Here is a 26,588-nt window from a genome sequence, read left to right as displayed (position 1 = left end):
CCGCCGGGACGGACGCGCGCCGCCCGCCACCACGGCCTTTCCCCCCGCCGCTGACCGACTGGTCAGTTGTCGTCGGGAGGGCCGCGGGGCCATAATGCACGCGTAGCCCTTCACGCATCCCCCGTCGTGAAGGGCTACACCCCTGTCCGGAGCCCGATCGGAACCGGCTCGGGACGTCACGGGGCACAGGTCATCCACGGGCAAGGGACTCCCCTCGTGGTCCCCTGCCCGTGTTTTTTCGAGTTAACAGTGACGTAGAGTGTTTGCGCAAGCTCAGTTCCGACTCCGAGGTGAACGTGGAGGCCCGGATGGCCAAGGACGACGGCGGCGAACGCGGTCCGGAACCCCTGGGGCCGCCCGCCCCGGACGAGCTGCCCCGCCTGCACTCGCTGCGGGAGAAGGTCGAGTACATGGTCGAGAAGACCTTCCCCGGCCAGAAGATCTCGGGCCGCGTCTTCGCCGAGCTGGTCCGCGAGCGCGGCGGCTCGCTGTCGCACAGCTACTTCTCCAACATCCTGGCCGGCAAGGTCACCCAGCCCTCCGAGGAGATCCTCAAGGCCCTCGGCCTGGGGTTCGGCGTGGACTGGCGCTTCTTCAAGGAGGAGTCCGAGGTCGTCGACGACGTCGTCGCCGGGCTCCAGTTCCTGGCCAAGCGGCGCACCGGCGAGATCAGCGGTCTGGCCGGCCGGGGGTTGAACGAGGACGGCCTGCCGCCGGAACTCCTCCGGTTCGCCCTGTCCCTGCTGGAGGACGCCGCCCGGGAGAAGGGCGGGCCGGACGGCCGGGACACGGAGCTCGGGGCGCCGCAGGGCCAGGCCCCGGGCGGGCGGGCCCCGGACGGGCAGATCCCGGGCGGGCGGGTCTGGGGCGGGGGCAAAGATTCCGCTACGAACCGCCGCTCGGCAGGCCCGGCGGCGTAGCGTCTTCGTCATGTCCCTGCGGAAACTGCGGAAAGAGTGCGAGGCCGGGCTCGCCGACCTGCCCCTCCCGGTTCCCTTCTCCCTGGAGGGACTCGTCGCGAACATGGAGGCGGCGAGCGGTCGCACGATCCGGCTGCACGAGATGCCGGACCGCCTCGCCCGCGTCAACGCCGCCTGCGGGCTGCGCCTGAAAGCCGGCGACACCAGCCTCGTCCTCTACCGCCGCAGACCGACCGCGTACCAGACCCAGCACGTCGTCCTGCACGAGCTGTGCCATGAGTGGTTCGACCACGGGACGACCCTGGACGCGGAGCGGCTGCGCACGCTCCTGCCGGTCTTCGACACCGCGCTGATCGCCCGCATGATCTCCCCGGCCGCCGCCGAGTCCTTCGCCTCCGGAGGCGGCACCGTCCAGGCGCGGGCGCAGTACGACACCCACGACGAACGTATGGCCGAATTCGGTGCCTCGCTGATCCCCCGGATGGCGCGGGACCTCACCACCGATGACATGGTGGGGCGGCTGGACGACTCCCTGTCCCGCCCGGTGGCCCATCGGCGGCGCGCCCTCTTCCCGATCAGGTGGACCGGCCGCGGCTGACACGTGCCACCGGCCCGCCTACGGGCCCCGCCCCGTGTTCCCGACCCCGAGGACGAACACCGCCGTGACCCCCCTCGATCTCGCCGGCTACCTGATAGCCGGCCTGATGACGGCCGTTGCCCTGTGGCGTATGCCCGCTGCCCTGTGGGGCGACGAGGAGGACCGCAGACGCCGGGCCCTGTGGGGCTGCTACGCCGGATTCGCCGTCGCGCTGTGGACGAAGACCGAGGCGGTGCGCACCGGCCTCAACGACAGCGCCGTCACCGATCTCGCCGTCCTCATCAAGCACTACACCGCCACGGTGGCAATTCTGGCCATCCTCAGCTACATCGTGGCCATCTACGGCGGCTACCCGGAAGAGGGCGCGGTCCCCCGCCACGTACGGTTCGCGCGGTTCGTCCAGAAGCTGGCGGCCAAGGCGTCCGTCGCCACCCTGATCCTGCTGACCGTCCTCTTCTTCACCGTCGTCGACCGCTCCCACCCCTCGGACCGCTTCGTCTCCGACCACGCCGGGGAGTGGGGCGCCACGCTCTACATGAGCGTCTTCTACCTCTACCTCGGGGCCGCGTCCGCCGTCTGCGCCTTCCAGTGGGCGCTCGCCACCCTCGACGCCCGGCAGCGCCATCTGCGCGTCGGGCTCGGGATGATGACGTTCGCGATGTTCATCGGCGTCGGCTACACCGTCAGCCGCACCCTCTTCCTGTGGATCAGCGTGGTGGACGAGCCGAGCAAGGCGTTCTCCGTGCGCTTCGACCGCGTCACCGAAGCCGCCCAGCTGGTGCTGTTCGCCTTCTTCGCCCTCGGCGCGTCCCTCCCCGCCTTCGCCGCCGGGGCGCGCCGGGCGCGGCTGTGGCGGGCCCAGGTCAAACTGCACGCCCTCTGGTACGAGTTGATGGCCGCCTTCCCGGACCAGCCGTTCGACCCGCCCGCCTCCCTGGTCCGCGAGCTGACCCGGTTCAACGTCCCGGCCGACCTGCGGGTGGACCGCTGGGCCGCCGACGTCGCGGACGCGGCCGAGAAGCTGCGCCACTACGCCCCCGAGGGACTGCTCGACGCCGCCGCCCGCGCCGCCGCCCGGGACACGGACGACCCGCGCCGGGCCGCGTCCCTCACCGACGCCTACTGGATCCGGGCCGCCCTGCTCGCGAAGGAGTCGGGCGCCCCCGCCGGAGGGGCCGCACCGGTCGCCGCCCACCACGCGGCGGACCAGGACGGCGAGGTGGCCCGGCTGGTACGGGTCGCCGCCGCGTACCGGACGGTCGACGAGGAGCGCGCCCGCGCCGTCCTCGCGTCCGCCACGGCTCCCACGGCTCCCACGGCTTCCACGGCTTCCACGGCTTCCACGGCTTCCACGGCCGGGACCGACCGCACGACGGAGACGAACGCATGACCGGGCCCACGGAAGCCACCACGGACGCCACCGTCGCCCCCACGGCGAACACCGCCGCGGACATGCCCCCGGCCCCCGCCCCGGACCCGGCCGCCACCGCCACCACGTCCGTGGCGCGCACCGTCACCGACGTCCTCCAGCCGCGCAACGTCCTGCTGGCGGGCATGCTCGGCATCGGCCTCGCGGCGGCGGGCGACTGGACCGGCCTGCTGTGGGGGCTCCTCGGGGCCCTCTGCGCCGGGCTGGTCCCGGCCGGGTACATCGAGTGGGAGCGGGGACGCGGCACCTGGGGCGACCGCCACGTGATGGACCGGACGAAGCGGGCGCCGATCTTCTTCGTGATCCTGGGCTCGATCGGTACCGGGTCGGTGGTGATGGTGCTCGGGAACGCGCCCGCCGGCATCCTCGTCGCGATGCTCGCGCTGTGGGTGATGACCATCGGGCTGCTGGCCGTCAACACCGTGTGGAAGATCTCGGTCGACGCGTCGGTGGCCTCGGCGTCCGTCGCCCTCCTCGCCGCCGTGCACTCCCCCTGGTGGCTCACCGCGTACACGCTGACGGCGGCGGTCTGCTGGTCACGGGTCGCCCTCGGCTACCACACCGTCGCCCAGACCGTGGCGGGTGCGGGCCTGGGGGCGGCGACGGCGGTGGCGTACGCGTTCGTCTGAGCACGCACGCCACCGCGGGCCCCCGGACCGGGCTGAGCCTGCCGGGGGCCCGCGGAGCAACCGGTCAAAGGCCCGGAGCCGGTCCGGCCGGAGTTACGGAGCAGGGCCCGGTCGGGGGCCGGAGCAGGGCCCGGTCGGGGGCCGGAACAGGTCCCGGTCGGGGCCCGGGGCGGGGCTGCGGCCCGGGAGGCGGCCGGGCCGGGGGCCGGGTGCGCGGCTCAGAGCGCGGCGCACTGCCCCGTACGCGGTCCTCGCACCTCGTTGGCGCGGCCCGGGTCGGCCGCCGGGGCGGGCCGGTTGGCCGTACACGCCAGGGGGCCGGTGACCGTGTTGGCGGCGAGGGTCGTGCCGCCGGTGTTGCCGGTGAGGACGAGCGGGCCCTCCACGGTGTTCGCGGTGCAGCCCGGGCCTCCGATCCGTACGGGACCGGTGCCGCGGCTCACCGCGACCGGGCCGGACAGCCGCGAACCGCACAGGTGGACGGCGGCGGCCCCGTCGGTCTGGACCGGGCCCACCAGTGTGGAGCCGGTGACCACGAGGGCCGCCCCGGGGCGGACGACGACCGGGCCGCGCTGGGCGGCGCGGTCCAGGCAGGTGACGCCGCTCGTGACGGTCAGCGGCCCGTTGCGGGGGCCGGTGACCCGGGTGGTGCAGGCCGGGGCGGCCTGGACGCGGGACTTGTAGGCCAGGGACTCGGCGAGCTTGCCCGGCTTGGGGTCGCTCAGCGGCCGGGCCAGCTTGGCGAACTCCCCGCCGGTCTCCTTCTTGCCGCCGTTCCACGCGTCGATCCGCCCGAGCTGCGCGGCGGTCCTGCCGTCGTCCACGACCGCGTCGGGGGCGAGCGCGGCCATCGACTTCGAGGCGCGCTTCACCAGGTCGAGGTAGGGGCCCGGGGCGGTCAGGTCGTACGCGCCCGTGTCGTGCTCGCCCCGCAGCCAGGCCCCCCACGAGAACTCCAGGAACTCCGTCGCCCCGTCCGGGACTTCGTAACCGATGTCCCGGGTGAAGTAGACGAGGCTGCGGTACGGGTCGTCGCGGAAGTGCGTGATGCCCAGGCGCTCCGGCAGCTGGTTCACGGCCAGCGGCCGGTTGTTCTCGTCGCGCAGCCACACCTTCTTCTCGGCGGTCATCCGCTGCCAGAACGCGGCCGGGGACAGCGCGCTGAAGTTGTCGGTGACGCGGAGCCGGATACGCATGCGGGGCGAGCCGTCCGGGCCCTCCAGGAAGGACGTCAGGGTGTGGTGCCCGTCGGTGAGGTACAGCTTGCCGCCCGGTCCGACGACGGCCGTCTTCATCGGCGCGATCGTCCGGGGCGTCTCCTGCCCGAGGGGGACGGCGCAGGTGAAGCTCGACGGGTCGTCCAGCCGGGCCCCGGGGCCGGCGGACGCGGCCTCCCCCTGGCCATTGGTCTCGCACCACTCGTCGAAGCGCTTGTTGACGCCGCCCGCCGCCTCGTCGCGGTCGCTGCCGTAGCGGCCGAGCTTGTAGAAGACCTGGTCGAAACCGAGGACGGCCTGCGTCGGGTGCAGTTCGCCGAGCGTGACGTCGATCAGCTCCCCCGGCTGCGCGCAGGCGCGCGGCAGAGGCCCGCTCCCGGTGCACGGGTCCGCGGTGGCGGCCGCCCCGGACCCCGCACCGGCCACGACCGTGCCCGCCGCCAGCGCACCGGCCAGCAGCAGCGCCCCGCGTCGCGGCAGCCGCGCCCTCGAACTGTTCATGAACGTGCCCTCCTGCGTGATGGTCTTCCGGGAGGGACGATCGCAAGGCCCGGCGACCCCCGCACGGATGCCATGTGAACGGGGGATGGCGCCGGGGTGCCACGGCGGAACCGGGGGCCGGTTTCCCGACCCGCGGGCGGACGCGCCGCCGCCCGGCCCGTTTGCGGGGACGGCGGAGAGCCGGTTACGTGGACGGGGAGGGCCCGCCCGCGAAGGGGTCGCGGCCCCGCCGGCTTGGAGGTGGCTGTGATGGGGAAGAAGCGGTCGGCGTCCGCCAAGGGGCCGCGCGGCGGCAAGGCCGGGCTCGTGCTGAGCCTGGGCAGCAGCGCGCTCGCGGTGGTGAGGGCGTCGAAGCAGGTCCGCCGGGCCAAGGGCACGCACGACAAGCTGAACACGGCCGACGCGGTGGCGGGAATGCTGCCGTTGATCACCTCGGCCGCCCTCGTCCTGCGGCAACTGCGCGGCCGGAAGCGGGAGAGCCCGGAGACGGCCTGAGCGAGCGGCGCCCCGGACCCGGTCGCGACCCGGACCCGGTCGCGGCCCCTCTCCGGTCGTGCCCGGGTCCGGCGACGTCCCGAACCCGGCGATGTTCCGAGTCCGGCGGTGTCCCGAACCCGGCCGCCGACCCGCCTGAAAGGCCGGAAATCGCCCGTGCTCCGGCCACTGAACGATGCCGGGCCGGGGTACGTCTGTGCCGTGCCGAACCCTTTCGAGATCACCGCCGCCCGGGCCGACGACATCGTGACGCTGGGCGAGTGGGCCCACGAGGAGAGCTGGAACCCGGGGCTGCACGACGGCGGGGTGTTCTTCCCGACCGACCCCGGCGGCTTCCTCTTCGGCCGGCTGGACGGTGAACCGGTCACCTCCGTCTCCGTCGTCCGCTACGGCGACGACCACGGCTTCCTGGGCTTCTACCTGACCCGCCCCCACCTGCGCGGACAGGGCTACGGGCTGCGGACCTGGCAGGCCGGGACGGCCCGGCTCGCCGGACGCACCGTCGGGCTGGACGGGGTGCCCGCCCAGCAGGACAACTACCGCCGCTCGGGCTTCCGCACCTGCTGGAGCAACGCGCGGTACGAGGGAACGCCCCCGCCGGGCATCGCCCCGCCCCCGGACACCGCCCTGGTCGACGCCCGGAGCGTGCCGTTCGACCTGCTCGCCGCCTACGACCGCCGGTACTTCCCGGCCGCCCGGGACACCTTCCTGGCCTCCTGGATCACCGCCCCGGGCCGTACGGCCCTGGCGGCGGTCCGGGACGGCGAGCTGCGGGGCCTCGGGGTGGTGCGGGCCTGCCGGGCGGCGTCCCGGATCGGTCCCCTGTACGCCGCGTCCCCCGCCGTGGCGGCGGCCCTGCTCAGCGCGCTCGCGGCCACCGCCCCGGACACCCCGGTCGCCGTCGACGTACCCGACGTCAACCCGGCGGCGGTCCGGCTGGCGGAGGAGCTGGGCCTGACCCCGTCGTTCGACACGGCCCGGATGTACAGCGGCCCGGCGCCGGAGATCGACCGGACGGGCCTGTACGGCATCACCAGCCTGGAACTGGGCTGACCGGCCCGCTCGCCCCTCTCCGCCCCCTCGGGGTGGTCCCGCGAAGGGGCTCCGGGCCCGGGGGCCCGGCGGCGCCTCACTCCGCGGGGGCGGGCCGCACCGCCGGCGGCCCTTCGCGGATGCGGGAGGCGAGGACGGCGATGTCGTCCTCCGCGTCGTCGCCGAACCGGTCCAGCACCTGGTCCAGCAGGTCCTCCAGGTGTCCGCCGGGCGGCAGGGTCAGCGAGGCCAGCCGCCCCACCGACACGTCGATGTCCTCGCCCCGGCGCTCCACCAGCCCGTCGGTGTACATGAACAGCACGGTCCCCGGGCCGCAGGGCACGGACGCGGTGCGGTAGCCGCCGAACCCGGTGCCCAGCGGCGGCCCGACCGGTACCCGCTCGATCCGGGCGGCGGCGCCCGGGTCGATGAAGACCGGCGGCAGGTGGCCCGCGCTGGCCACCTCGCACACCCCGCCGAACCGGTCGACGACGGCGAGCAGACAGGTCGCCGCCCGGTCCAGGCCCGACCGTTCCACCATCCCGTCGAGCTGCTCCAGGATCTGGTGCGGCGGCAGGTCCTCCTGGGCCAGCAGTCGCAGCAGCGAGCGGTACTGGCTCATCGCCACGGCCGCCTCCACGCCGTGGCCCATCACGTCGCCCATCGCCTTGAGGTGCCGGCCGTCCCGGAGCGGCACGACGTCGAACCAGTCCCCGCCGACCAGGACGCCCCGGTCGGCGGGGCGGTAGCGGGTGGCGACCTCGACGTGGGGGCGAGGGCCCCAGGGCTCGGACAGCAGCGAGCGCTGGAGTTCGCGGGCGATGCTGTGCTCGTGGTCGTAGCGGCGGGCGTGGTCGAGGTCGACGCCCGCCCGGATCGCCAGTTCACGGGCCACGGCCACGTCCTGTTCGTCGAAGGAGGGGGAGCCCTCGGCCCGGACGAGGCTGAGCACGCCGAGCGGCCGGGTGCGCGCGGTGAGCGGGACGACGAGCGCCTGGCGCAGACCGAGCGCCCGGGAGGCGGTGATCCGCTGCGAGGTGGAGTCGCTCCGGTCGCGGGTGTCGTCCTCCCAGTCGTCGATGACCGGCTCGTTCTCCGCGAGGCAGCGGGCGACCGCGGAGTCCGGCGCGAAATCGACGTACTCCCCCGGGTGGCCGAACTGCTGCATCAGCTCGTCGAGGCCGCCGTCGCCCCGCAGCGCCGCCCGCCGCAGCCGCACGACACCGCGGGCCGGGCGGCGCACGGAGTGCCCCACCTCGGCCGGGAACACGTCGACCGCCGCGACGTCGGCGAAGTCGGGCACCATGAAGTCGGCCAGCTCCCGGCAGGTGGTGTCCATGTCGAGCGTGGTGCCGATCCGGACGGCGGCGGTGCTGAGCAGGGCGACACGGCCGCGGGCCTGTTCCAGCTCCTCGCGCTGCCGGACGGTGTCGGTGATCTCGATGACGATCGCCATCAGCCCGCAGCCCTCGCCGTCCGCGTCGAGCCGGTGGTAGGCGGCGCGCCAGAGCTGCTGGTCCGGCCCGTCCGCCGCCCAGGTCCGCCCGCTGATGGTCTCCTCGCGGGGCTTTCCGTCGGCCAGCACGTCACGCATGGTGGTGGGCCGGCCGTCCAGCTCGGGCAGCACCTCGAAGAAGGTCCGCCCGAGGTGGGACGCGGCGGGGAGACCGTTGAGGCGTTCGAGCGCCGGGTTGACGTAGGTGTAGCGGAGGTCGTGGTCGAGCACCGCGACGGCGGCCGGATTGCCGTCGAACAGGGCCGCGACCGTCTTCGGGTCGAAGAACGACGGCATACCGTCGTCGCACGCGTCGGCCTCCACGACCTCGCCTCCCGCCCTCGTCGGCCCCCGGCTCTCCATCCTCGGCCGCCCCTCCCCGCACCGCATCCGCAGGACGGCCGGTCAGGGGCGCCTCGGAACGCGGCCCCGCCCCTGCGGCCGGCGGCCCGGCAGCGGGCGGGACAGCGGCGGGCGGGGCGGGGAACGGCGGTTCAGCGGTTCAGCGGTTCAGCGAGCGAGGTCCGTCCGGTTTCGGGACGGGCCGGGGCCCGGCCCGTCTCCGGGGCCGAGATCGAGGTCCAGGTCGAGGGTGCCCTCGGTGGCCTCGGCGGTGGCCGGCAGGGCGAGGGCCGTGCCGACCGGTCCCGGCAGACTGCCGGAACCGAGCAGTCCCATGACGAGCGCGGTGGTGACGCGGTGCCAGGCCGGGGCCCGGCGGATCATGGCGTGGTCGCCGCCCCGGACGGTGATCATGCAGGTACGGGCGCCGGCGCGGCGGGCCCGGGCGGTGAGCGACTGGCTGGCCTGGGGGCTGGTCAGCCGGTCGCGGGTGCTGTGGACGAGGACGACGTCCCGGCCCGCGAGCTGGGTGACCGGGTCTCCCGGCGGGCACCACGGGGCGAGCCCCACGACGCCCCGGACCAGAGGGTGCCCGGCGGCGCGGAGGGCGGCGCGCGCCCCCATGGAGTGGCCGAGCAGCACCACCGGCAGCTCGTCCCCCGCCTGTTCCCGCAGGGCGTCGAGGGCGGCCACGGCGTCGTGGAAGGGGTCCGCGCGGGCTCCGTTCCAGCCCCGGTGGCCGTACCGCACCTCCCGTACGAGCACGTCCTCGCCCACGGCGCGGGCGGCCCGGCCGAGCGCCCGGACGAAGGGGCGCATCCGGGCGCCGGGAAGATTGAGCAACCCCGGCGGCGGGGGCTCCGTACCGGTCTCGCGCCCGCCGTGCAGAACGAGAACCGCTGCCGACGGCGGTCGTTGAACCACGCGTACCTCCAGGTCCGGGTGCGGGGCGCGGGCCCCTCTGCCGTGTATACGTCGCCGGGGCCGTCCCGGACGGGGCGCGGGGCGACGGACCGGTGGATCGGTGGATCGGCGCGGGCGCCGGTGACCGGAGGGGGAGGGCCGGTCGGGGCGTCGGCGCTCCGCCGGGAAGGGGCGCGGGGGCGGCGGGCGGTGCCGTCCACTGTACGGTCACCGGCGCGGAACCATACGGGCCGTCCGCACCATCCCCGTACATGACACCGAAGGAGCCGTCCATGGCATCAGGACCCCAACTCGGCAGCACGGCACCGGATTTCACCCTTCCAGGCGGGCGCCTGTCGGGCGATTCCTTCGAACGCGCCGACTACCGGCTCTCCTCCGCCCGCGGCCGGTCGGTGGTGCTGGCGTTCTACCCGGGGGACGACACCAGCGTCTGCACGAAGCAGTTGTGCTCGTACTCCTCGGGCATGGAGGCGTTCGAGGGGCTCGACGCCGAGGTCTGGGGCATCAGTCCACAGGGTGTGGACAGCCATGAGTCGTTCGCCCGCGCCCACGGCCTCCGGATGCCGCTGCTGGCCGACGAGGGCCGCGGGACGGCCAAGGCGTACGGGGTCGCCGCACCGGGGATCGGGGTGCGGCGGGCGGTCTTCCTCATCGATCCGGACGGGGTGCTGCGCTGGAAGCACGTGGCGCTGCTCGGAGCGACCTTCCAGTCGCTCTCCACCCTCACGGACCGTTTGTCCGGCATCAAAAAGACGTAAAGATTGCCGGGATCCGGCAGTGACCAAGGCAGGTGCGGTATGGGAACATCCAGCCAGATCGACGAAAAACACTCGGGGGAAGTCGACAGGCGGGGAGTGAACACGTGACCTTCTTTCTCGGTCTCGGCATTGCGGGGATCGTCCTGCTCGCCCTCTCCCTGATCTTCGACGGGATTCTCGAAGGGCTTCTCGGCGGCGTGCTCGACGGCCTGTTCGACGGGCTGCTGTCGCTTCCGGTGATCGCGGGCTTCGTCTCGATGCTCGGCTTCGGCGGGGCCATCGTGCTCGGCACGACGGGCGCCGGACCGGTCGCGGCCACCGCCGCGGGCGTCGCCGCCGGCGTGGTGGCGGGCTGGCTGACCTGGAAACTCAGCCGGGCCCTGATGCGCGACCAGACGCACACCACACCGCGCGGCTCCGACCTGATCGGCACGTCGGGTTCCGTCGTGACGGCCATCCCGGCCGAGGGCTACGGCGAGGTCATGCTGCGCCTGGGCGGCCAGCCGGTCAAGTACGCGGCCAAGTCGGCCGTGCCCGTGGCGCGCGGCACCGAGGTCTGGGTCGAGGAGGCCCTGTCGACCACCTCGGTCGCGGTCCGCCCGGTGGAGCGCTGACCCCGCGCGACCCGGCCCGCCGCCCGTCCTCCACCCACCCCCACGACCAACTCCACTCCACAGCACCGCCCAGCTCCACGACAATCTGCCGTCCCCCACGGGAGGCAGGGGGGACACATCACATGAGTCCAGTAGTCATCGCCGTCATCGGCATCGTCGTACTCCTCGTCCTGCTCGGTCTCGTCGTCATCACCCGCTACAAGGTGGCCGGGCCCAGCGAGGCGTTCATCATCACCGGCCGCCGGGGCAAGAAGTCGACGGACCCGGTCACGGGTCTCACCAGCATCGACAACAGCGGTCAGAAGGTCGTCGTCGGCGGCGGCGTCTTCGTGGTGCCGTTCGTCCAGCAGAAGTTCACCCTCGACCTCTCCAGCCGCCACATCCCGATCGCCGTGCGCGGCGCGGTGACCCTGCGCGGCGTGAAGTCGAACCTCGAAGGCGTCGCGATCGTCAAGGTCGGCGGCAGCGAGGACGCGATCCGCGCCGCCGCCCAGCGATTCCTCCAGCAGCAGGACGGCATCGTCGGCTTCACCCAGGAAGTGCTCTCCGGCGCGCTCCGCGCGATCGTCGGCCGGATGTCGGTCGAGGACATCATCCGGGACCGGGCCGCGTTCGCCGGGCAGGTCGCGGAGGAGGCCGAGGCCAGCCTCTCCGGCCAGGGGCTGATCCTGGACGCCTTCCAGATCCAGGACATCACCACCGAGGGCTCCTACCTGGAGGACCTCGGCCGCCCGGAGGCCGCCCGCGCCAAGCAGGAGGCGGACATCGCCGAGGCCATCGCGAAGCGCGCCTCGGAGCAGGCCCGGCTGAAGGCGGCCGAGGAGATCGCCATCGCCGAGCGGACGTACTACCTGAAGCAGGCCGAGATCAAGGCCGAGACGGAGGCGGCGGCCGCCAAGGCGAACGCCGCCGGCCCGCTCGCCGAAGCGGCCCGCCAGCAGGAAGTCCTCGCCGAGCAGGAGAAGGTCGCCGAGCGCCAGGCCGCGCTGACCGACCGCGAGCTGGACACGAAGGTCCGCAAGCCCGCCGACGCCGCCCGCTACCAGGCCGAGCAGGAGGCGGAGGCCCGCCGCATCGCCCAGGTCAAGGAGGCCGAGGCCGACGCGGAGCGCTCGCGCCTGACCGGCCAGGGCGAGAAGCTGCACCGTTCGGCGCTGGCCGACGCGGTCCGGATCGAGGGTGAGGCGGAGGCCGCGGCGATCGCCGCCAAGGGCGCCGCCGAGGCCGAGGCCATGCAGAAGAAGGCCGACGCGTTCGCGCAGTACGGTGACGCGGCCGTCCTCCAGATGCTGGTCGAGGTCCTCCCGAGCGTGGTCGCGAAGGCGGCGGAGCCGCTGAGCGCCATCGACAAGATGACGGTCATCTCCACGGACGGCGCGAGCCAGCTGGCCCGTACGGTCACGGACAACGTCTCGCAGGGCATGGAACTGCTCAGCTCGACGACGGGCGTGGACCTGGCGTCGCTCCTGAACAACCTCACGTCCCGTACGGCCGCGGTTCCCGCGCCCACGACCGGGGAAGCCGGTACGGCGGCGTCCCCCGCGACGCCGGGCGCCACGGGCTCGCAGCAGAACGGCGAGATCGAGATCAAGGGCTGACGCCGGGGGCGAGGACTTCCCCGCCCCGGCAGCGAACCGGTCAGGCCGGTCAGCGGGCCGGGCCGGTCAGACCGGCAGGTGCCCGGGAGCCCCACGCGGGTTCTCGGGCACAGCCATGTCCGGTTCGGTCCGGCGGTCGGCGGCAGCGGCGACGGCGGCGGCCAACCGCCCGCGCCATCCGGTCGGTTGCTCCTCCTCCGGCCCGGTGGGGACGTCACCCCCGAGACTGGCGATCCGGTACTCGGCCCACCGCGCCCAGGCGGCCTCCTGTCGGCAGTCGGGGCACTGGGTCTCACCCCCCAAGGACCGGAAGACGTGCTCGGTGCCCGGCCCTTCGCAGGTGACGAGCGGAGCGGCGTACCGAGGAGCGGCGACCGGGCCCGGGGGCGGAGGCAGGGGCGCGGCGTCGGGCTCACGCCGGGACACGGGCTCGGCGACGCGCACGGAGGCAGCGGGCCCGGGCGCTCCGCACACGGCGGCGACGGGCGCGGGCATCTTCTGCACCAGCCGGTGCCGCAGGAACCCCACGGCGGACCGCACGCCACCGGGCGGCAGGTCGCTGGTCAGCACCCGCCGCAGGTCGTTCCCGGACAGCCCACGCCGCAACCACTCGACGGCCTGCCCGACGAGGGCTCGGGCTTCGGCCACGCCGAGGTGCAGCTCCCGGTGGGAATGCCGCAGGGACAACAACACCCGCTCGGCCTCGACGGCTTCGGGCGCGTCAGGCGCTTCAAGCACCCCAGGCGCCTCGGACGCTTCGGCCGCTTCGGAGGGTGGGCGGGATGAGTTCTTCTCCCGTTCTTCGTCTACCGGTAGGTGGCGACCGACGGTCCGACGCCCCGGACGGCCGACCGCCGGAAAGTGCGCACCCGGAGAAGAGGGGCGTCGGAGGGAGACACGGGAAGAGGCCGGGGGAGGATCACCCGGCGAGCCTCCGGTCGTACGGCCGACCCCGCCCCCCGGTAGCTCCTCTTCCCTCCGCCACACGTCGCACGCCCCGGCGTCGTCCAACGGGACGTTGGAGAAGAGCTGGTGGGTCGCCCACCACCCGCGCTCACCGGAGACCCGCCGCTCATGCACGAACCCGTTCGTGAGCAACTGCTCCTTGACGCGCTGGAAGGCGCGCCCCTTGAGGCCCAACTTCCGCGCGTGCTCGGACAGGGGGAGGTGGGACTGCCCCTCGGGCAGCCCCTGGACGTAGAGGATCAGGATCTTCGCGTCGCCGCACAGACGCGGGTGGCGCACGACATCGTGCGAGGCCTTCGTGTAGCGCCGGGAGGGCGCGATAGCATGCCGAAGCATCCCAGTGGACTCCTTGTTCTCCACTAGTTGGGTGAAGGCCCTCGGATCGGTGCTCGAACACCACCGGGGGCCGCCCCATGCACGCACGCATACCCACGTACTTGCACAGAGCGTGATGACCCGATCACGGTACCGCAGTGGAGAAGGCGCGCCGACCACCAGCGGAAAACCCCACTCGACCAGGTGACGGGCGAATTCCGGCCCCACCAGCGCCAGTCCGAAGGAACCCGAGCGCACCGGGCGACACCCGCTGGGGCCGGGGCGCTGCTCCAACCCGGCCCACGAGCCGGGGGAAGCATGCCGAGGGCGGTCGCACGCCGGGTGGCCTCAGCAGGATTCCTCGGCCAGCTCCTCGAACGCTTCGCGGGTCATGATCCGGTCGTCCGCCCACACCTGACCGGGCTCCAAAGCCTTGAGGTCCGCCAGGCGGAAGGTCACCAGGCCGGTGTAATCGTAGGTGAACCCGGACTTCCCGAAAGAGACTTGGTAAGCGAGGTCGGCGCGCAGTTCCTGCTCCCCCACGTGCACGGCAGCCCACCGGGACGGCGGGGCGAAGAGGGGGAAGTCGACGTCCCCGGGCGCGTGCTCCTCCGGGACTTTCCACCCCGAGAGGTTCTTCCCGCCGAGAAGGCCACCACCCTCGGCGCGGGCGGCTTCCCCGCTCCGCAGGCCCGTCCCTCGGATCTTGCCGTCTCCGCACGGCCGCAACAGAACGCGCGGAGCTCCCTCGGCATCGAGTTGCACGCCGACCAAGGGCAGCAGCTCCGCGCCGCACCCGGACAGCGTCGCCACTCCTACCGCCACCAACAGCGCACAGGACAGCACCCGTCGCATCCACCCACCCCCCCCAGGGGGCCGGATACTACTAGGGCGTTTTGCGAAAGTCCCGCCTGCTCGGCGAGCGGACGGCGCTCCTCAGGAGCGGTCACACCAGCCCTTCGGTCTGCGACTTCAGGTTGGCGGAGGCTCCATGAGGTCCGAACGGAGCTTGATCACCACACCAGCGCGGGCTCTCAGGAGCCGAGCAGCGCGGAACCGTACCAGTCCGAGGGGCCGGCCACCCCCGGCAGCACGAGGAAGTAGCCGCCGCCCGTCGTGGTGCTGAAGTCGGCGAACCGTTCGCCCTCCAGCCGCTTCTGCACGGTCGCGAACTGCCGGACGATGTCCCGCTGGTAGCAGCAGAAGGCCAGCCCCACGTCGAGCGTGCCGTCGGGCGCGAGGCCCCGGTCGATGTTGTAGCTCCGGCGCAGCAGCACCGAGTGCTCGCTCCCGGGGGTTCGCGGATTGGCCCGGCGGATGTGCGAGCCCAGCGGGGTGACCCGGCCCTCCGGATCCTGCCCGTAGTTGGGCAGGTCGCTCTCCTTACGTCCGTCGAGCGGCGCCCCCGTCGACTTGCGCCGCCCGAAGATCCGCTCCTGCTCGCCCAGAGGCACCCGGTCCCACGCTTCGGCCCGCAGCCGGATGGTGCGCAGGACCTGATAGCTCCCGCCGCGCGCCCAGCCCGGCCCCTCCGCCCCGATCCAGACCAGTCGGTCCATCTCCCTCGCCGACGTCGTGTCCGGGTGCGCGGTGCCGTCCTTGAAGCCGACGAACGACCGCGGGGAGCCCTCGGGGCGCGGCGGGTTGAGGAAGCCGTCGGTCCGCCACCGCATCCGCAGAAGCCCCGAGGTCTCCCGGGCCAGATCCCGTACGACATGGAGCACGGCGTCCGGGTGCTGGGCGCAGACCTGCACCGAGAGGTCGCCGTGACAGCTTTCCGGGTCGAGCTGGTCCCCGGGGAACTCCGGCATCGGGACGAGTCCGGGCGGCCGTGCCCGCGCCAGCCCGTACCGTTCGTCGAACAGCGAGGCCCCCACCCCGACGGTGATGGTCAGCCGGTCCTCCGGGCCCTGCACCGCCGCCACGTCCGGATCGAGCGGTGTGACACCGGCCGTCAGGACGCGGCACCGTACGGTCAGCTTCTTCAGCAGCGTCGCGAGCTCCGCCCGATCGTGCGCGAGCACGTCGAAGGCGACGAAACCGCCGCACTGCTGCTGCCGGGTCAGGATTCCTGCCTGATGTGCGCCGTGAAACCGGATCGGCCCCTTCTCCGAGCCAGGCATCGGCGTACCCGAGGCGGAACTCACCGCCATCGTGCCGGTCAGACCCGCAGTTCCCACGACGCCCGCGGCTCCTCGTACGAAAACACGTCGGGTGGGACGCATCCCCTGGTGCTGGTCACTTTCCGTCACGGTCTTCCCCTCCCGGGGTTTCGGTGTCCGCTCCGCCTCCTCAGCTCTACCCGCCGCAGGGGGTCGCCGAGCAGGGGCGGCCTCCCTCCGATACGGATGGAGTAGAGGGATGGAGGAACAGGAGGGTCGACTCCACCAGCGTGCGCGCTCACCAGCACGCGACTGGGGCACGCAAACGCGCCGCCCGCGGTGCGCGCCCCCCCCTACTCCGCCGCCGCGTCCGCCTCCTCCATCTGCGTCAGCGCGTCCGTGATCATGCGGGTCGCGAAGTTCGGGTCGTCCGTCATGCGGTTGATGTGTTCCGCCAGCAGGAACGCCGTCGCCTGCAACGGGGTCAGCTCCGTCCGCTTCCAGTCGCCGTACTGCTGACGCCACAGCGTGGGGCTCAAGCCGATGGCGGCGGCGATGGCCATGCCGGACATCGTGGGGATGGTCTCGGGAGGGATGCTGATGGTCATCTGCCGGAGCGTGGTGACCAGGGTCGGCACCACGTACTCGATGACGTCCTTGTCATGCGCCTCGTGAGCCTCCCGCAGCCACTTCATGTACATGAAGATCAGCGTGCACGCTCCGTCCAGGACGTCGTCCACGCCCTGGGGGCCCAGCGACGAGATGAGCTGCTGGACCAGGCGCTCCTGTTCCGGGTCGGGGCCGGTCGCGTCCGCGTGGACGCTCCTGAGCCGGGAGTCGATCATCATGAGCGCCGCGCCCACATCGCCGGCGGGAGCGTAACGGGGGTGAAAAGACGACACGGCAGGGTCCTTCTCGGGTGGCTGCCGTCGGGCAGCTCGCGGTGCCCGGGTGACGCTCCGTACCTCTGCGCACTCGGACGGCTACGCATCCGACTCTCCACGATCCGCCGCGCCTCCGTCGGGCACTTCTCGAATTTGGCCGGGCGCCGGAGTCACTTTCGCCAGAACAGGTGGTGGGTCATGCCACTCGGGCTCGGGACGACGTCGAGGTGGTAGCGGTCGCGCAGGTCGTCGGGCGAGTTCCAGAGGCGCAGGCCGCTCCCCAGCTTCAGCGGGGCGACCGCCACGTGCAGGGTGTCGACCAGGCCGGCGTCGAGGAACTCGCGGATCGTGGTGACGCCGCCGCCGAGCCGGACGTCCTTGCCCTCCGCCGCCTCACGGGCGCGCTCCAGCACCGTCGCCGGGTCGCCGTCGACGAAGTGGAACGTGGTGTCGGAGAGAGCGAACGACGGGCGCGGATGGTGGGTCATCACGAACACCGGTGTGTGGAAGGGGGGTTCGTCGCCCCACCAGCCCTGCCACTCGTCGTTCTCCCACGGGCCGCGCTGCGGGCCGAACTTGTTGCGGCCCATGATCTCGGCCCCGATGCCGTGGGCGAAGTCCCGCGTGAAGTAGTCGTCCAGGCCCCGGCTTCCGCCCGGCTCGGTGCGGTTGGGCCAGCTCGCCGTAGCGCCCGCCCAGGAGAAGAGAGCCCCGGGGTCGACGTTGCCGAACGGCCGCTCCAGCGTCTGGTCCTCGCCCGCCGCGACCCCGTCCTCGGAGACGGTGAAGTTCTGGACCCTCAGCAGCTGTGCCATGCGTTCCTCCTGGTTTTCGTACGGTCGCCGGGAGACGGCGGACGACAGGGGAGACCTGTCGTGACGGCGGAACTCATCGGTCCGGCCGCCGGGCGCGGCCCTTCTCCTCCGGGTGCGGCCCTATCTCCTGCGGGTGCGGTCTTTCACCTCCGGGTGCGGCCCTATCTCCTGCGGGTACGGCCTTTCTCCTCCGGCCGTCCTCCGACACCCTCGCCGTACGCTGCCCCCAGCGCACCGCGCCGCACCGCACCGCCCCGCCACCGCGATCAGATTCCTGGGGGTTTCCTCGTGAGCGAGCCGTCCGGTCCCCGGACCCGTAAGCCGTTCCTGTACGTCGTCGTCTGCGCGGCCGGCGTCGCCCGGGACGTCGACCTGCTGTTCGCCGCCGCGCAGGACGCCGGCTGGGACGTGGGCGTCGTCGCCACGCCGCAGGGGCTCGGCTTCCTCGACCCGGCGGCCGTCGAGGCGCGTACCGGGCGGCCGGTCCGCTCGGCCTGGCGCTCCCCCGGCGAACCGCGGCCGTTCCCGGACCCGGACGCGATCGTCGTCGCTCCCGCCACGTTCAACACGATCAACAAGTGGGCGGCCGGGATCGCGGACACCCTGGCCCTCGGCATCCTCTGCGAGGCGTACGGGCAGGGCGTGCCCACCGCCGTCCTCCCGGCGGTGAACCCCTTCCTCGCCCAGCACCCCGCGTACGTCGAGAGCCTGGCCAGGCTGCGCACCATGGGCGTACGGATCAGCGCCCGCGCGCCGCACACGCCCAAGTCCGGCGAGACGGCCGCCTTCCCGTGGGAAGAGGCGCTGGAACTGCTCGCGCCCGGGCGGCCGGTGTAGGGATCCCGCTCTCCCGCTTCCGAGCTTTCCCGCTCCCCACGGATCACCCGGGGCGGTTTTCGGACAGGTGCGACGTGGGTCCGGGGGCGCGGCCGGCCTCCGTTCCGTACGACGGACCGGTCTGCGGGGCCGCCCTGCGGCCCCTCGACCGATTTTCGCCGCCCGATAAGGTAATGGCCGGATAAAGAGATCGCCAAATGCGTGCGGACCGCCGCGCGTCTCGGGAGGAAGCCATGGGAACCCGCCGCACGTCACTGCCCGGAGTGGGTGCTCAGTACGACTTCACGACCGAGACGGGCCAGCACATCTCGGTCGTCGTCCACCACGACGGCCGCCGGTTCATCGGGTTCTACGAACAGGACGATCCTGATGCGTGCCGGCTCTCCGTCCCCCTGACGACGACCGAGGCCACCGCCCTCGCCCACCTCATCGATCCGGCGCCCATCGACGCCGTACGGACCGAGGGCATCGACCTGGTCACCGAGCACATTCCGCTCGGGTCGCGCTCCCCGTACGGCGGGCGGCTGTTGGGGGAGACGCGGGCGCGGACCCGGACCGGGGCGTCCATCGTGGCGGTGCTGCGCACCCACAGCGCGCACCCCTCGCCGGAACCGGATTTCCGGCTGGCCATCGGGGACACCCTCGTCGCCGTCGGTACACGTGAGGGCGTCGACGCGCTCTCCGAGATCATCGCGGAGGGCTGACCATGCACGACACGACCGCATTGCTGGTGGAGCTGGGGGCCGTCATCCTCGGACTCGGGCTCGTCGGACGGTTCGCCGGCCGGATAGGGCTCTCCCCCATCCCGCTCTACCTGCTGGCGGGGCTCGCCTTCGGGCACGGCGGACTGATCCCGCTGAAGGCCAGCGAGGAGTTCACCATGGTGGGCGCCGAGATAGGCGTCATCCTGCTGCTCCTCCTGCTGGGCCTCGAATACAGCGCGTCCGAGCTGGTCACCAGCCTCAAGACGCAGTACCCGTCCGGCGCCGTGGACTTCGTGCTGAACGCGACGCCCGGCGCCCTCGCCGCCCTGATGCTCGGCTGGGGCCCCGTGGGCGCCGTCGCGCTCGCCGGGGTCACCTGGATCTCCTCCTCCGGGGTGATCGCCAAGGTGATGACCGACCTCGGCCGGCTCGGCAACCGCGAGACCCCCGTCATCCTCGGCGTCCTCGTCATGGAGGACCTGGCGATGGCGATCTACCTGCCGCTGCTGACAGCCATGCTCGCGGGGGTCAGCCTGGCGGGCGGCAGCCTCGCCCTCGTCATCGCGCTCGGGGCCGTCGGGTTCGTCCTCTACCTGGCGCTCCGCCACGGCCGCCTGATCAGCCGCGCGGTCTCCTCCGACAACCCGGAGATGCTGCTCCTGGTCGTCCTCGGCCTCACCGTCCTGGTCGCCGGCGTCGCCCAGCAGCTCCAGGTCTCCGCCGCCGTGGGCGCGTTCCTCGTCGGCATCGCGCTCTCCGGCGAGGTCGCCGAGGGCGCCCGCAAGCTGCTCACCCCGCTGCGGGACCTGTTCGCCGCCGTGTTCTTCGTCTTCTTCGGGCTCTCCACGAACCCGGCCGACATCCCGCCGGTGCTGCTGCCCGCAGCCGTACTGGCCGTCGTCACCACCCTCACCAAGGTCGCCACCGGCTACTACGCGGCCCGGCGCGCCGGAATCGGTTCGCCCGGCCGCTGGCGGGCGGGCGGCACCCTCGTGGCGCGCGGCGAGTTCTCCATCGTCATCGCCGGCCTGGCCGTGGCCACCGAGCCGCGCATCGGCCCCATCGCCACCGCGTACGTCCTGATCCTCGTGATCGCCGGCCCGCTCACCGCCCGGTGGACACAGCCCCTCGCGGCGAAGATCGAGGCCCGTCGCGGCGGTGGCGGCGCCGGGAAGAGCACGGACGCGAGCACCGCGGAAGCCGCCGAGCCGGCCCCCGCGTCGGCCCCCGAGCGCCGCCGGGGCGCGCACGACGACCTCACCCCGGAACCGGCGGGCGAGAAGCACGAGTAGCCCCCGGCCCCGCAGCCGCCATGCCGGAGCCCCCGGACACCACCAGCGCGTGGGTCCGGGGGCTCCGGCGTGGTCCGGCCCGTCGTCTCCGCCCCCGCGGCCGGCCGGACGCCTCTCCCGGCGGGGCCGGTACGTCTCCGCACGCCTCCCCGTTCAGGGTCCGTACGGCTCCGCGCGTCTTCGCTACGTCTCCGCGCGGACGCCGTGCCTCCCCCGTACCTCCCCGTACCTCTCCCTACGTCTCAGTGCGCGATGCCGTCGATCAGCTCCCGCGCCCCCTGGCGCATCAGCGCGACCGCGACGGACGTGCCCAGGGTGGCGGGGTCCAGCGGCCCCGCCCACTCGTGCGCGTTCAGCACGGTCTTGCCGTCCGGCGTGAACACCTTCGCCCGCAGCGACAGGTCTCCGTTCCGTTCGACCCGCGCGTACCCGGCGATCGGGCTGTTGCAGTGGCCCTGGAGCACATGGAGGAACATGCGCTCGGCGGTCGTCTCGCGGAGCGCGGCCGGGTCGCCGAGCCCGCTCACGACGTCGATGACGGCGTCGTCGCCTTCGCGGCACTGGAGCGCGAGCACCCCCGCGCCGATCGGCGGGCACATCACCTCGGTCGACAGGATCTCGGTGATCACGTCCTCGCGGCCGATGCGCCCCAGGCCCGCCGCGGCGAGCAGCAGCGCGTCCGCCTCGCCGGCCGCGAGCTTCTCCAGACGGCGGTTGGCGTTGCCGCGCATCGGTACGCAGTCGAGGTGCGGGTGCGACGCGGCGAGCTGGGCGGAACGGCGTACCGACGAGGTGCCGATCCGGGTTCCGGCGGGCAGTTCGTCGAGCGTCAGGCCGCCGGGGTGGATCAGGGCGTCGCGGATGTCGTCGCGCCGGAGGAAGGCGGCGAACACCGTGCCCGCGGGCAGGGGCCGGTCCGCCGGAATGTCCTTGACGCAGTGCACCGCCAGGTCCGCCTCCCCGGCGAGCAGGGCCTGGTCGACCTCCTTGGTGAACGCGCCCTTCCCCTCGACCGCGCTGAGATCGCCCATCCACTTGTCGCCCGTCGTCTTCACCGGGACCACCTCGGTACGGATGCCGGGGTGCAGGGCGGACAACTCGGCGCGCACTCGTTCCACTTGGGCGAGGGCCATCGGCGAGTCACGGGTGACGACACGAATCAGATCGACGGACATGACGCCACGATAGAGCGTCGGTCCTCCCGTCCACCGGACGGACCCGGTGTTCATCTCCTCTTTTGAACACGGGCGTTGGACGCTCCACGACCCGCCGCACCCTCGCGCACCCGTACGGGCGGTCACGCGTGCGATGCGGCTTCCTCGCTGGTCAGCCGTACGAGCCCGGAGCCGGGGACGCGCCGCCCTTTCTGCCTCTACGCACGGGTGGAGCCGCCTCCGCACCGGCTTGCCCCCCCCCGGCCGAGAGCCATGCCGGGATCCGGAGCGGCATCGTCATCGGCGGCGACGACGGCGACCTCGACGCCTTCGGGCAGGCCGTCACAGCTCCTTGGCCGGCCAGTCCAGCAACCGTGCGCCGATGACCGCCGTCTGCAGGCTGTAGCGGTGCACCGGATCCGAAGGGTCGGACCCGGTCAACTGGTGGATGCGCTCCAGCCGGTACGTCAACGCCCGTACGCTCAGGGCCAGTCGGCGGGCCGTCTCGGCGGCCACGCACCCCGCGTCGAAGTAGACCGCCAGCGTGTTCAGCAGCGGTTCCGCCCCGCCCCGCGCCTTCTGCAACGGACCCAGCTCACTGCGCACCAGATCCGCCATCGCCTGCCGGTCCCGGGTCAGCACCGGGTAGACCAACAGGTCGGCGGCGTACAGCACGGGGTCGTCCATGCTCATCCGGTCCGCCAGGTCGAGGGCTTCGAGCGCTTCGTCATACGAATGGACCACCCCGCCGGGCCCCTTGTGCGGGCGGCCGATCGCGACCCGGCCGCCGTCCGTCGCCGCGTGCGCCTGCTTGGCGAAGTAGCGCAGCACGTCGGGCTGGCTGCCCGGCGCGATGCAGACGATCCTGCCGTCCTTCGTGGTCAGCAGGATCTTGCGCCCGCCGAACCGCGCCAGCAGCGCCGTCTCCACGCTGCGCGGCGCCGCGTCCGTCTCCGTGTACGCCTCCGGGCCCGACGCCACCGCCACCGCGTGCGCGCGCGACAGCCGCAGACCGAAGCGGGTCGCCCGCTCCGCGAGCCGGACCAGGTCGCTGCGTCCGTACAGCAGGTCGTCGATGAACTCCCGCCGCGCCGCCTCCTCCCGCCGTACGGTGAGCCGCTGGGCGCGCTCGAACCCCTCGGCGAACGCGTCGACCGCCTGCTCCACGGCGGCCAGGACGGCGTCGGTCACGGCAGGGGAGTTTCCGGCAGCGGCACGCGGCCACGCTTCACGCGTCCGTGCCAGGTGCATCGTCACCAAGGCGCGCAGTTGATACCCCGCGTCCGCCGCCGTACGACCCAGCGTCCGGCGCTCCTCCAGTTCGTCACGGGTCAGACGACGGCCCGTGAGGGCGACTTCACCCAGGATACGGGCGTAATCACCCAGTATTTCCTCGGGAATCCTCGGCTCGGCCACGCGTTCTCCTTCAACCCTGCAACAGTCCGGTCATCTCCCCGACGCCCCCTGGCCGGTGCCGACGCCCGGCATCGGCCGGGCAGGAAGATTGCCGGGTTCCGGCAATGCACGATAACGCCCCGCGGTGCCAGGATCAGGTCAGCACCAACACGGGGGGCGCCCGGGGGAAACACACCCGGGAAGGCCCTGCGGGGGACACGGGGGAAGCACGGGGGTGCACGGGAACGGGGGAGCGGGAGCCTTCCCGGACCTCGGATTCCGCACCGTCCACGGGGGAGCGGGGACGATGCGGAGCCGGAGGTCCGGCGCGGGGCGCCCGAGGGCGAACGCCCCGCCCTCCGCGGCGGTTTCGACCGAGCCGCGGCGGGCGGCCCCCGCCACCCGGACGCCCGCCGGCCGACCGCCCCCGTACCGGAACCGACGAGGCGCACCGTCACCGGACGACGCGCGCGACCGCAAGGGGGGGGGTGGGACAGGTGGACGAGTTCCTGAGCGCGGCGCTCGCCTTCCCCGCCGCCGTCTTCGGCGCGGCCCTGGTGGTCGTCGTCTGCTTCTGGCTCCTGGTGCTGGCCGGGGCCGCCGGCCACGACTCCTTCGGCGGAGATCTCGACACCGCCCCGGCCGGTCTCGGCGGCGTCCCCGCCCCGGTCTCCGTCTCCCTGCTCGTCGTCCTCGCCTGGTTCGGCAGCCTGACCGGTACGGTCCTGCTGCACCGGAGCGGGACCGGCGGCGCCGCCCGCACCGCGCTCTCCTTCGCCGTGCTCGCCGGGTCGCTGCTCATCGCCTGGGCGGCCGTCCGCCTCCTGCTGCGCCGCTTCCGCCGGTACTTCCCGGCGCAGCCCCCACCGTCCCGGCTCGACTTCCTCGGCAGCGTCTGCACGATCCGCACCGGCTCCGTCACCGCGTCCTTCGGCCAGGCCGAGGTCGTCGCGCCCGACGGATCGACCGCCACCGTGCAGGTCCGGCTCGCCGCCCCGCCGCACTCGCTCCCCGGTCCGGCCGCCGGGGAGGCTCCGCTCGCCAGGGGCGGCACCGGGCTCCTCTACGCCTACGACGAGGAGGGCGAGTTCTTCTGGGTCGCGTCCTACGACGCGGCGCTGGACCCGGGCCCGAACACCGGACCGCCCGGACCGCGGGGCGGCGCGTCCGGCTGACCCGGACGGGCCGCCCGCCCCCCCTCCCCCCCCCCGCCCCGCCTCCCCACCTCCACCACGTCTCCGTACCCCCGCCACGTGCCGCCGCGCGCCACCCGCGCGAGGGCCCCGGTACGCGACCGGGACCCGCCCACCTCGCCGCCGACCGCCCCCGACCACGACCTTCCGTACCGACCAGCCGCCAAGGACTCTCCATGGATGCCATCTCCTTGGGCATCGGCGTGCTCATCGCCGTTGTCCTGCTCATCGTCATCGCCGTCGTCTTCGTCGTCACCCGGCTGTTCCACAAGGTCGAACAGGGCAAGGCCCTGATCATCTCCAAGACCAAGAAGGTCGACGTCACCTTCACCGGGGCCGTCGTCCTGCCCGTGCTCCACAAGGCCGAGACGATGGACATCTCGGTCAAGACGATCGAGATCCGCCGGGCCGGGCGCGAGGGCCTGATCTGCCAGGACAACATCCGCGCCGACATCCAGATCACCTTCTTCGTCCGGGTCAACAAGACGGTCGAGGACGTCATCAAGGTCGCCCAGTCCATCGGTACGCAGCGGGCCAGCGACAAGGTCGCCATCCAGGAGTTCTTCGCCGCGAAGTTCTCCGAGGCGCTCAAGACCGTCGGCAAGCAGCTCGACTTCGTCGACCTGTACACCCAGCGCGAGGAGTTCCGGGACCGGATCATCCAGGTCATCGGAACCGACCTGAACGGCTACCACCTCGACGACGCCGCGATCGACTTCCTGGAGCAGACCCCGATGGCCCAGCTCGACGGGGCCAACATCCTGGACGCCCAGGGCATCCGGAAGATCACCGAGCTGACCGCGATCGAGCACGTGCGCACCAACGAGTTCCAGCGCACCGAGCAGAAGGAGATCACCCGGCAGGACGTCGACGCCCGCGAGACGATCCTGGAGCTGGAGCGCCGCCAGGCCGAGGCCGAGATCAAGCAGCGCCGCGAGGTCGAGACGCTGCGGGCCCGCGAGGAGGCCGCCACCGCCCGGGTGCAGGAGGAGGAGCGGCTCGGTTCGCAGAGCGCGTTCATCAGGACCGAGGAGCAGCTCGGCATCCAGCGCGAGAACCAGGCGCGGGAGATCGCCGTCGCGCAGAAGAACCGCGAGCGCGTCATCGCCGTCGAGAGCGAGCGCATCGAGAAGGACAGGATGCTGGAGGTCATCGGGCGCGAGCGCGAGACCGAGCTGAACCGGATCGCCGCCACCAAGGAGGTCGAGGCCGAGCGGCGCGAGGTCGCCGACGTCATCCGCGAGCGGATCGCGGTGGACCGCACGGTCGCGGAACAGGAGGAGTCGATCCTCACCCTGCGCGCCGTCGAGGACGCCGAGCGCGCCCGCAGGTCGGTCATCATCGCGGCCGAGGCGGAGGCGCAAGAGAAGCTGGTCAAGGACATCAAGGCGGCCGAGGCGGCGGAGGCGGCCTCCACGCACCTGGCGGCCGAGCAGCTCACCCTCGCCGAGGCGCGGCTCAAGACCGCGGACCTGGACGCGCAGGCCAAGCTGCGGCTGGCGGAGGGGGTGCGGGCCGAGACGGCGGCGCCGGGTCTGGCCGCCGTGCAGGTGCGGGACGCCGAGGCCGAGGTCATCGAGAAGGCCGGCCTCGCGGAGGCCGAGGCGACGGCGGCCCGGCTCAAGGCCGAGGCGGAGGGCGCGCGGCTCAAGGCGCTCGCGGAGGCCGAGGGCACCCGCGCGCGGGCGACCGCGGACGCCGCGGTCATCGGCGAGAAGCTGAAGGCGGAGGCCGCGGGGCTCACCGAGAAGGCCGCCGCGATGGCGGCGCTGGACGAGGCGTCCCGTACGCACGAGGAGTACCGCCTGCGGCTGGAGGCGGAGAAGGAGATCCGGCTCGCCGGGCTCGATGTGCAGCGGCAGGTCGCCGAGGCGCAGGCGACGGTCCTGGCGACGGGGCTGGAGAACGCCGACATCGACATCGTCGGCGGCGACTCCGTCTTCTTCGACCGGTTGGTCTCCTCGGTCTCGCTCGGCAAGGGCGTGGACGGGTTCGTCCAGAACTCGCAGACCGCGCAGGCGCTGGCCGGACCCTGGCTGGACGGCTCGTCCTCCTTCACGGACGACCTGACCCGGGTGCTGGGCTCGGTCTCCACGGGCGATGTGCGGAACCTGACGGTGTCGGCGCTGCTGACGCGGCTGATGGGGTCGGCGGGGGCGGCTTCGGGCCAGATGGAGCAGTTGCTGGCGGCGGCGAGGGAGCTGGGGCTGGCGGACCTGCCGGTCGGCGGCGGTACGGAGGCGGCCCCCGTCGCGGTGTCGCTGAACGGGGCCGGGGCGAAGGGATAGGCCGCGGGGCCCCGCGCCCCGCCCTGGAGCGCCGGGCGGGCCGGCCACCCGGTCCGCCCGGCGCCGCAGCACGGGGCACGGCGCCGCCGCA

24 protein-coding genes are annotated in these 26,588 nt (G+C 73.1%); 14 read left to right on the top strand and 10 right to left on the bottom strand.

What is annotated here, in order from left to right; all coding sequences use genetic code 11:
- The first annotated feature begins 263 nt into the window (after nucleotides 1-263).
- The 4 genes from AMK24_RS13500 to AMK24_RS13485 all read left to right on the top strand — a co-directional run bounded on the left by AMK24_RS13500 (nucleotide 264) and on the right by AMK24_RS13485 (nucleotide 3,576).
- Nucleotides 264-920: a hypothetical protein gene (locus tag AMK24_RS13500; RefSeq protein ID WP_073768423.1), complete on the top strand. Its 657-nt coding sequence runs from the start codon at nucleotides 264-266 to the stop codon at nucleotides 918-920.
- A gap of 10 nt (nucleotides 921-930) precedes the next feature.
- Nucleotides 931-1,518 carry a toxin gene (locus AMK24_RS13495; RefSeq protein WP_073768421.1) on the top strand — a complete coding sequence of 196 codons (588 nt, stop codon included), beginning with the start codon at nucleotides 931-933 and terminating at the stop codon, nucleotides 1,516-1,518.
- A gap of 64 nt (nucleotides 1,519-1,582) precedes the next feature.
- Entirely contained in the window at nucleotides 1,583-2,908 is a 1,326-nt protein-coding gene (locus tag AMK24_RS13490) for an MAB_1171c family putative transporter (RefSeq protein ID WP_073768419.1), read from the top strand.
- 62 nt (nucleotides 2,909-2,970) lie between these two features.
- Nucleotides 2,971-3,576 carry a hypothetical protein gene (locus AMK24_RS13485; protein ID WP_107427398.1) on the top strand — a complete coding sequence of 202 codons (606 nt, stop codon included), beginning with the start codon at nucleotides 2,971-2,973 and terminating at the stop codon, nucleotides 3,574-3,576.
- A 218-nt stretch (nucleotides 3,577-3,794) separates the two neighbouring features.
- Here the strand turns inward: AMK24_RS13485 and AMK24_RS13480 are convergent, their stop codons facing one another.
- Entirely contained in the window at nucleotides 3,795-5,294 is a 1,500-nt protein-coding gene (locus AMK24_RS13480; protein ID WP_073768415.1) for a ParB/Srx family N-terminal domain-containing protein, read from the bottom strand.
- Nucleotides 5,295-5,543: 249 nt separating this feature from the next.
- Between AMK24_RS13480 and AMK24_RS13475 the strand changes: the two genes are divergently transcribed.
- On the top strand, nucleotides 5,544-5,789 hold the full coding sequence (locus AMK24_RS13475) for a hypothetical protein (RefSeq protein WP_073768413.1): 246 nt from the start codon (nucleotides 5,544-5,546) through the stop codon (nucleotides 5,787-5,789).
- Nucleotides 5,790-5,990: 201 nt separating this feature from the next.
- Nucleotides 5,991-6,842: a GNAT family N-acetyltransferase gene (locus AMK24_RS13470; RefSeq protein WP_073768914.1), complete on the top strand. Its 852-nt coding sequence runs from the start codon at nucleotides 5,991-5,993 to the stop codon at nucleotides 6,840-6,842.
- Nucleotides 6,843-6,918: 76 nt separating this feature from the next.
- On the opposite strand, the gene AMK24_RS13465 is transcribed toward AMK24_RS13470, so the two are convergent.
- Both AMK24_RS13465 and AMK24_RS13460 read right to left on the bottom strand, forming a co-directional pair.
- Nucleotides 6,919-8,679: a SpoIIE family protein phosphatase gene (locus AMK24_RS13465; RefSeq protein WP_107427386.1), complete on the bottom strand. Its 1,761-nt coding sequence runs from the start codon at nucleotides 8,677-8,679 to the stop codon at nucleotides 6,919-6,921.
- Nucleotides 8,680-8,826: 147 nt separating this feature from the next.
- Nucleotides 8,827-9,582 (bottom strand): serine aminopeptidase domain-containing protein, encoded by a 756-nt coding sequence (locus AMK24_RS13460; RefSeq protein WP_073768409.1) that lies wholly within the window; start codon nucleotides 9,580-9,582, stop codon nucleotides 8,827-8,829.
- 272 nt (nucleotides 9,583-9,854) lie between these two features.
- On the opposite strand from AMK24_RS13460, the gene AMK24_RS13455 reads away from it, so the two are divergent.
- The 3 genes from AMK24_RS13455 (at nucleotide 9,855) to AMK24_RS13445 (ending at nucleotide 12,552) form a co-directional block, all read left to right on the top strand.
- A complete protein-coding gene (locus AMK24_RS13455; RefSeq protein WP_073768407.1) occupies nucleotides 9,855-10,340 on the top strand; it encodes a peroxiredoxin in 486 nt (161 codons plus the stop codon).
- Between the two features lie 104 nt (nucleotides 10,341-10,444).
- Entirely contained in the window at nucleotides 10,445-10,954 is a 510-nt protein-coding gene (locus AMK24_RS13450) for a hypothetical protein (protein WP_073768405.1), read from the top strand.
- Between the two features lie 122 nt (nucleotides 10,955-11,076).
- Nucleotides 11,077-12,552, top strand: coding sequence for a flotillin family protein (locus AMK24_RS13445; RefSeq protein ID WP_073768404.1), 1,476 nt, complete (start codon nucleotides 11,077-11,079; stop codon nucleotides 12,550-12,552).
- Nucleotides 12,553-12,618: 66 nt separating this feature from the next.
- Here AMK24_RS13445 and AMK24_RS35420 read toward each other — a convergent pair whose 3' ends face one another.
- The 5 genes from AMK24_RS35420 to AMK24_RS13420 form a co-directional block, all read right to left on the bottom strand.
- A complete protein-coding gene (locus AMK24_RS35420) occupies nucleotides 12,619-13,854 on the bottom strand; it encodes a hypothetical protein (protein WP_079190502.1) in 1,236 nt (411 codons plus the stop codon).
- A 327-nt stretch (nucleotides 13,855-14,181) separates the two neighbouring features.
- On the bottom strand, nucleotides 14,182-14,688 hold the full coding sequence (locus tag AMK24_RS33145; protein WP_073768402.1) for a hypothetical protein: 507 nt from the start codon (nucleotides 14,686-14,688) through the stop codon (nucleotides 14,182-14,184).
- A 179-nt stretch (nucleotides 14,689-14,867) separates the two neighbouring features.
- Nucleotides 14,868-16,013: a Dyp-type peroxidase gene (locus AMK24_RS13430; RefSeq protein WP_079190500.1), complete on the bottom strand. Its 1,146-nt coding sequence runs from the start codon at nucleotides 16,011-16,013 to the stop codon at nucleotides 14,868-14,870.
- 275 nt (nucleotides 16,014-16,288) lie between these two features.
- Nucleotides 16,289-16,783, bottom strand: a complete 495-nt coding sequence (locus tag AMK24_RS13425) for a hypothetical protein (RefSeq protein ID WP_073768910.1) — start codon at nucleotides 16,781-16,783, stop codon at nucleotides 16,289-16,291.
- Between the two features lie 206 nt (nucleotides 16,784-16,989).
- Nucleotides 16,990-17,634, bottom strand: a complete 645-nt coding sequence (locus AMK24_RS13420; RefSeq protein ID WP_073768398.1) for a dihydrofolate reductase family protein — start codon at nucleotides 17,632-17,634, stop codon at nucleotides 16,990-16,992.
- A 288-nt stretch (nucleotides 17,635-17,922) separates the two neighbouring features.
- Between AMK24_RS13420 and AMK24_RS13415 the strand changes: the two genes are divergently transcribed.
- From AMK24_RS13415 to AMK24_RS13405, 3 genes are all read left to right on the top strand, one after another.
- Entirely contained in the window at nucleotides 17,923-18,471 is a 549-nt protein-coding gene (locus tag AMK24_RS13415; protein ID WP_073768396.1) for a flavoprotein, read from the top strand.
- A 233-nt stretch (nucleotides 18,472-18,704) separates the two neighbouring features.
- Nucleotides 18,705-19,175 (top strand): cation:proton antiporter regulatory subunit, encoded by a 471-nt coding sequence (locus AMK24_RS13410; protein ID WP_073768394.1) that lies wholly within the window; start codon nucleotides 18,705-18,707, stop codon nucleotides 19,173-19,175.
- A 2-nt stretch (nucleotides 19,176-19,177) separates the two neighbouring features.
- Entirely contained in the window at nucleotides 19,178-20,467 is a 1,290-nt protein-coding gene (locus AMK24_RS13405; protein WP_073768392.1) for a cation:proton antiporter, read from the top strand.
- A 242-nt stretch (nucleotides 20,468-20,709) separates the two neighbouring features.
- Here the strand turns inward: AMK24_RS13405 and hemC are convergent, their stop codons facing one another.
- Both hemC and AMK24_RS13395 read right to left on the bottom strand, forming a co-directional pair.
- Nucleotides 20,710-21,642, bottom strand: a complete 933-nt coding sequence (gene hemC, locus AMK24_RS13400) for a hydroxymethylbilane synthase (protein ID WP_073768390.1) — start codon at nucleotides 21,640-21,642, stop codon at nucleotides 20,710-20,712.
- 321 nt (nucleotides 21,643-21,963) lie between these two features.
- Nucleotides 21,964-23,037: a PucR family transcriptional regulator gene (locus AMK24_RS13395; RefSeq protein WP_073768388.1), complete on the bottom strand. Its 1,074-nt coding sequence runs from the start codon at nucleotides 23,035-23,037 to the stop codon at nucleotides 21,964-21,966.
- Between the two features lie 476 nt (nucleotides 23,038-23,513).
- Here AMK24_RS13395 and AMK24_RS13390 point away from each other — a divergent pair, with 476 nt between their 5' ends.
- Nucleotides 23,514-24,191, top strand: coding sequence for a hypothetical protein (locus tag AMK24_RS13390; protein WP_073768908.1), 678 nt, complete (start codon nucleotides 23,514-23,516; stop codon nucleotides 24,189-24,191).
- A gap of 194 nt (nucleotides 24,192-24,385) precedes the next feature.
- Entirely contained in the window at nucleotides 24,386-26,497 is a 2,112-nt protein-coding gene (locus AMK24_RS13385) for a hypothetical protein (RefSeq protein ID WP_073768386.1), read from the top strand.
- The last annotated feature ends 91 nt before the right edge of the window (nucleotides 26,498-26,588 follow it).

This window comes from Streptomyces sp. CB02366, assembly GCF_001905905.1.
Lineage (GTDB): Bacteria > Actinomycetota > Actinomycetes > Streptomycetales > Streptomycetaceae > Streptomyces.
This window is presented reverse-complemented; position numbering and strand designations above follow the sequence as displayed.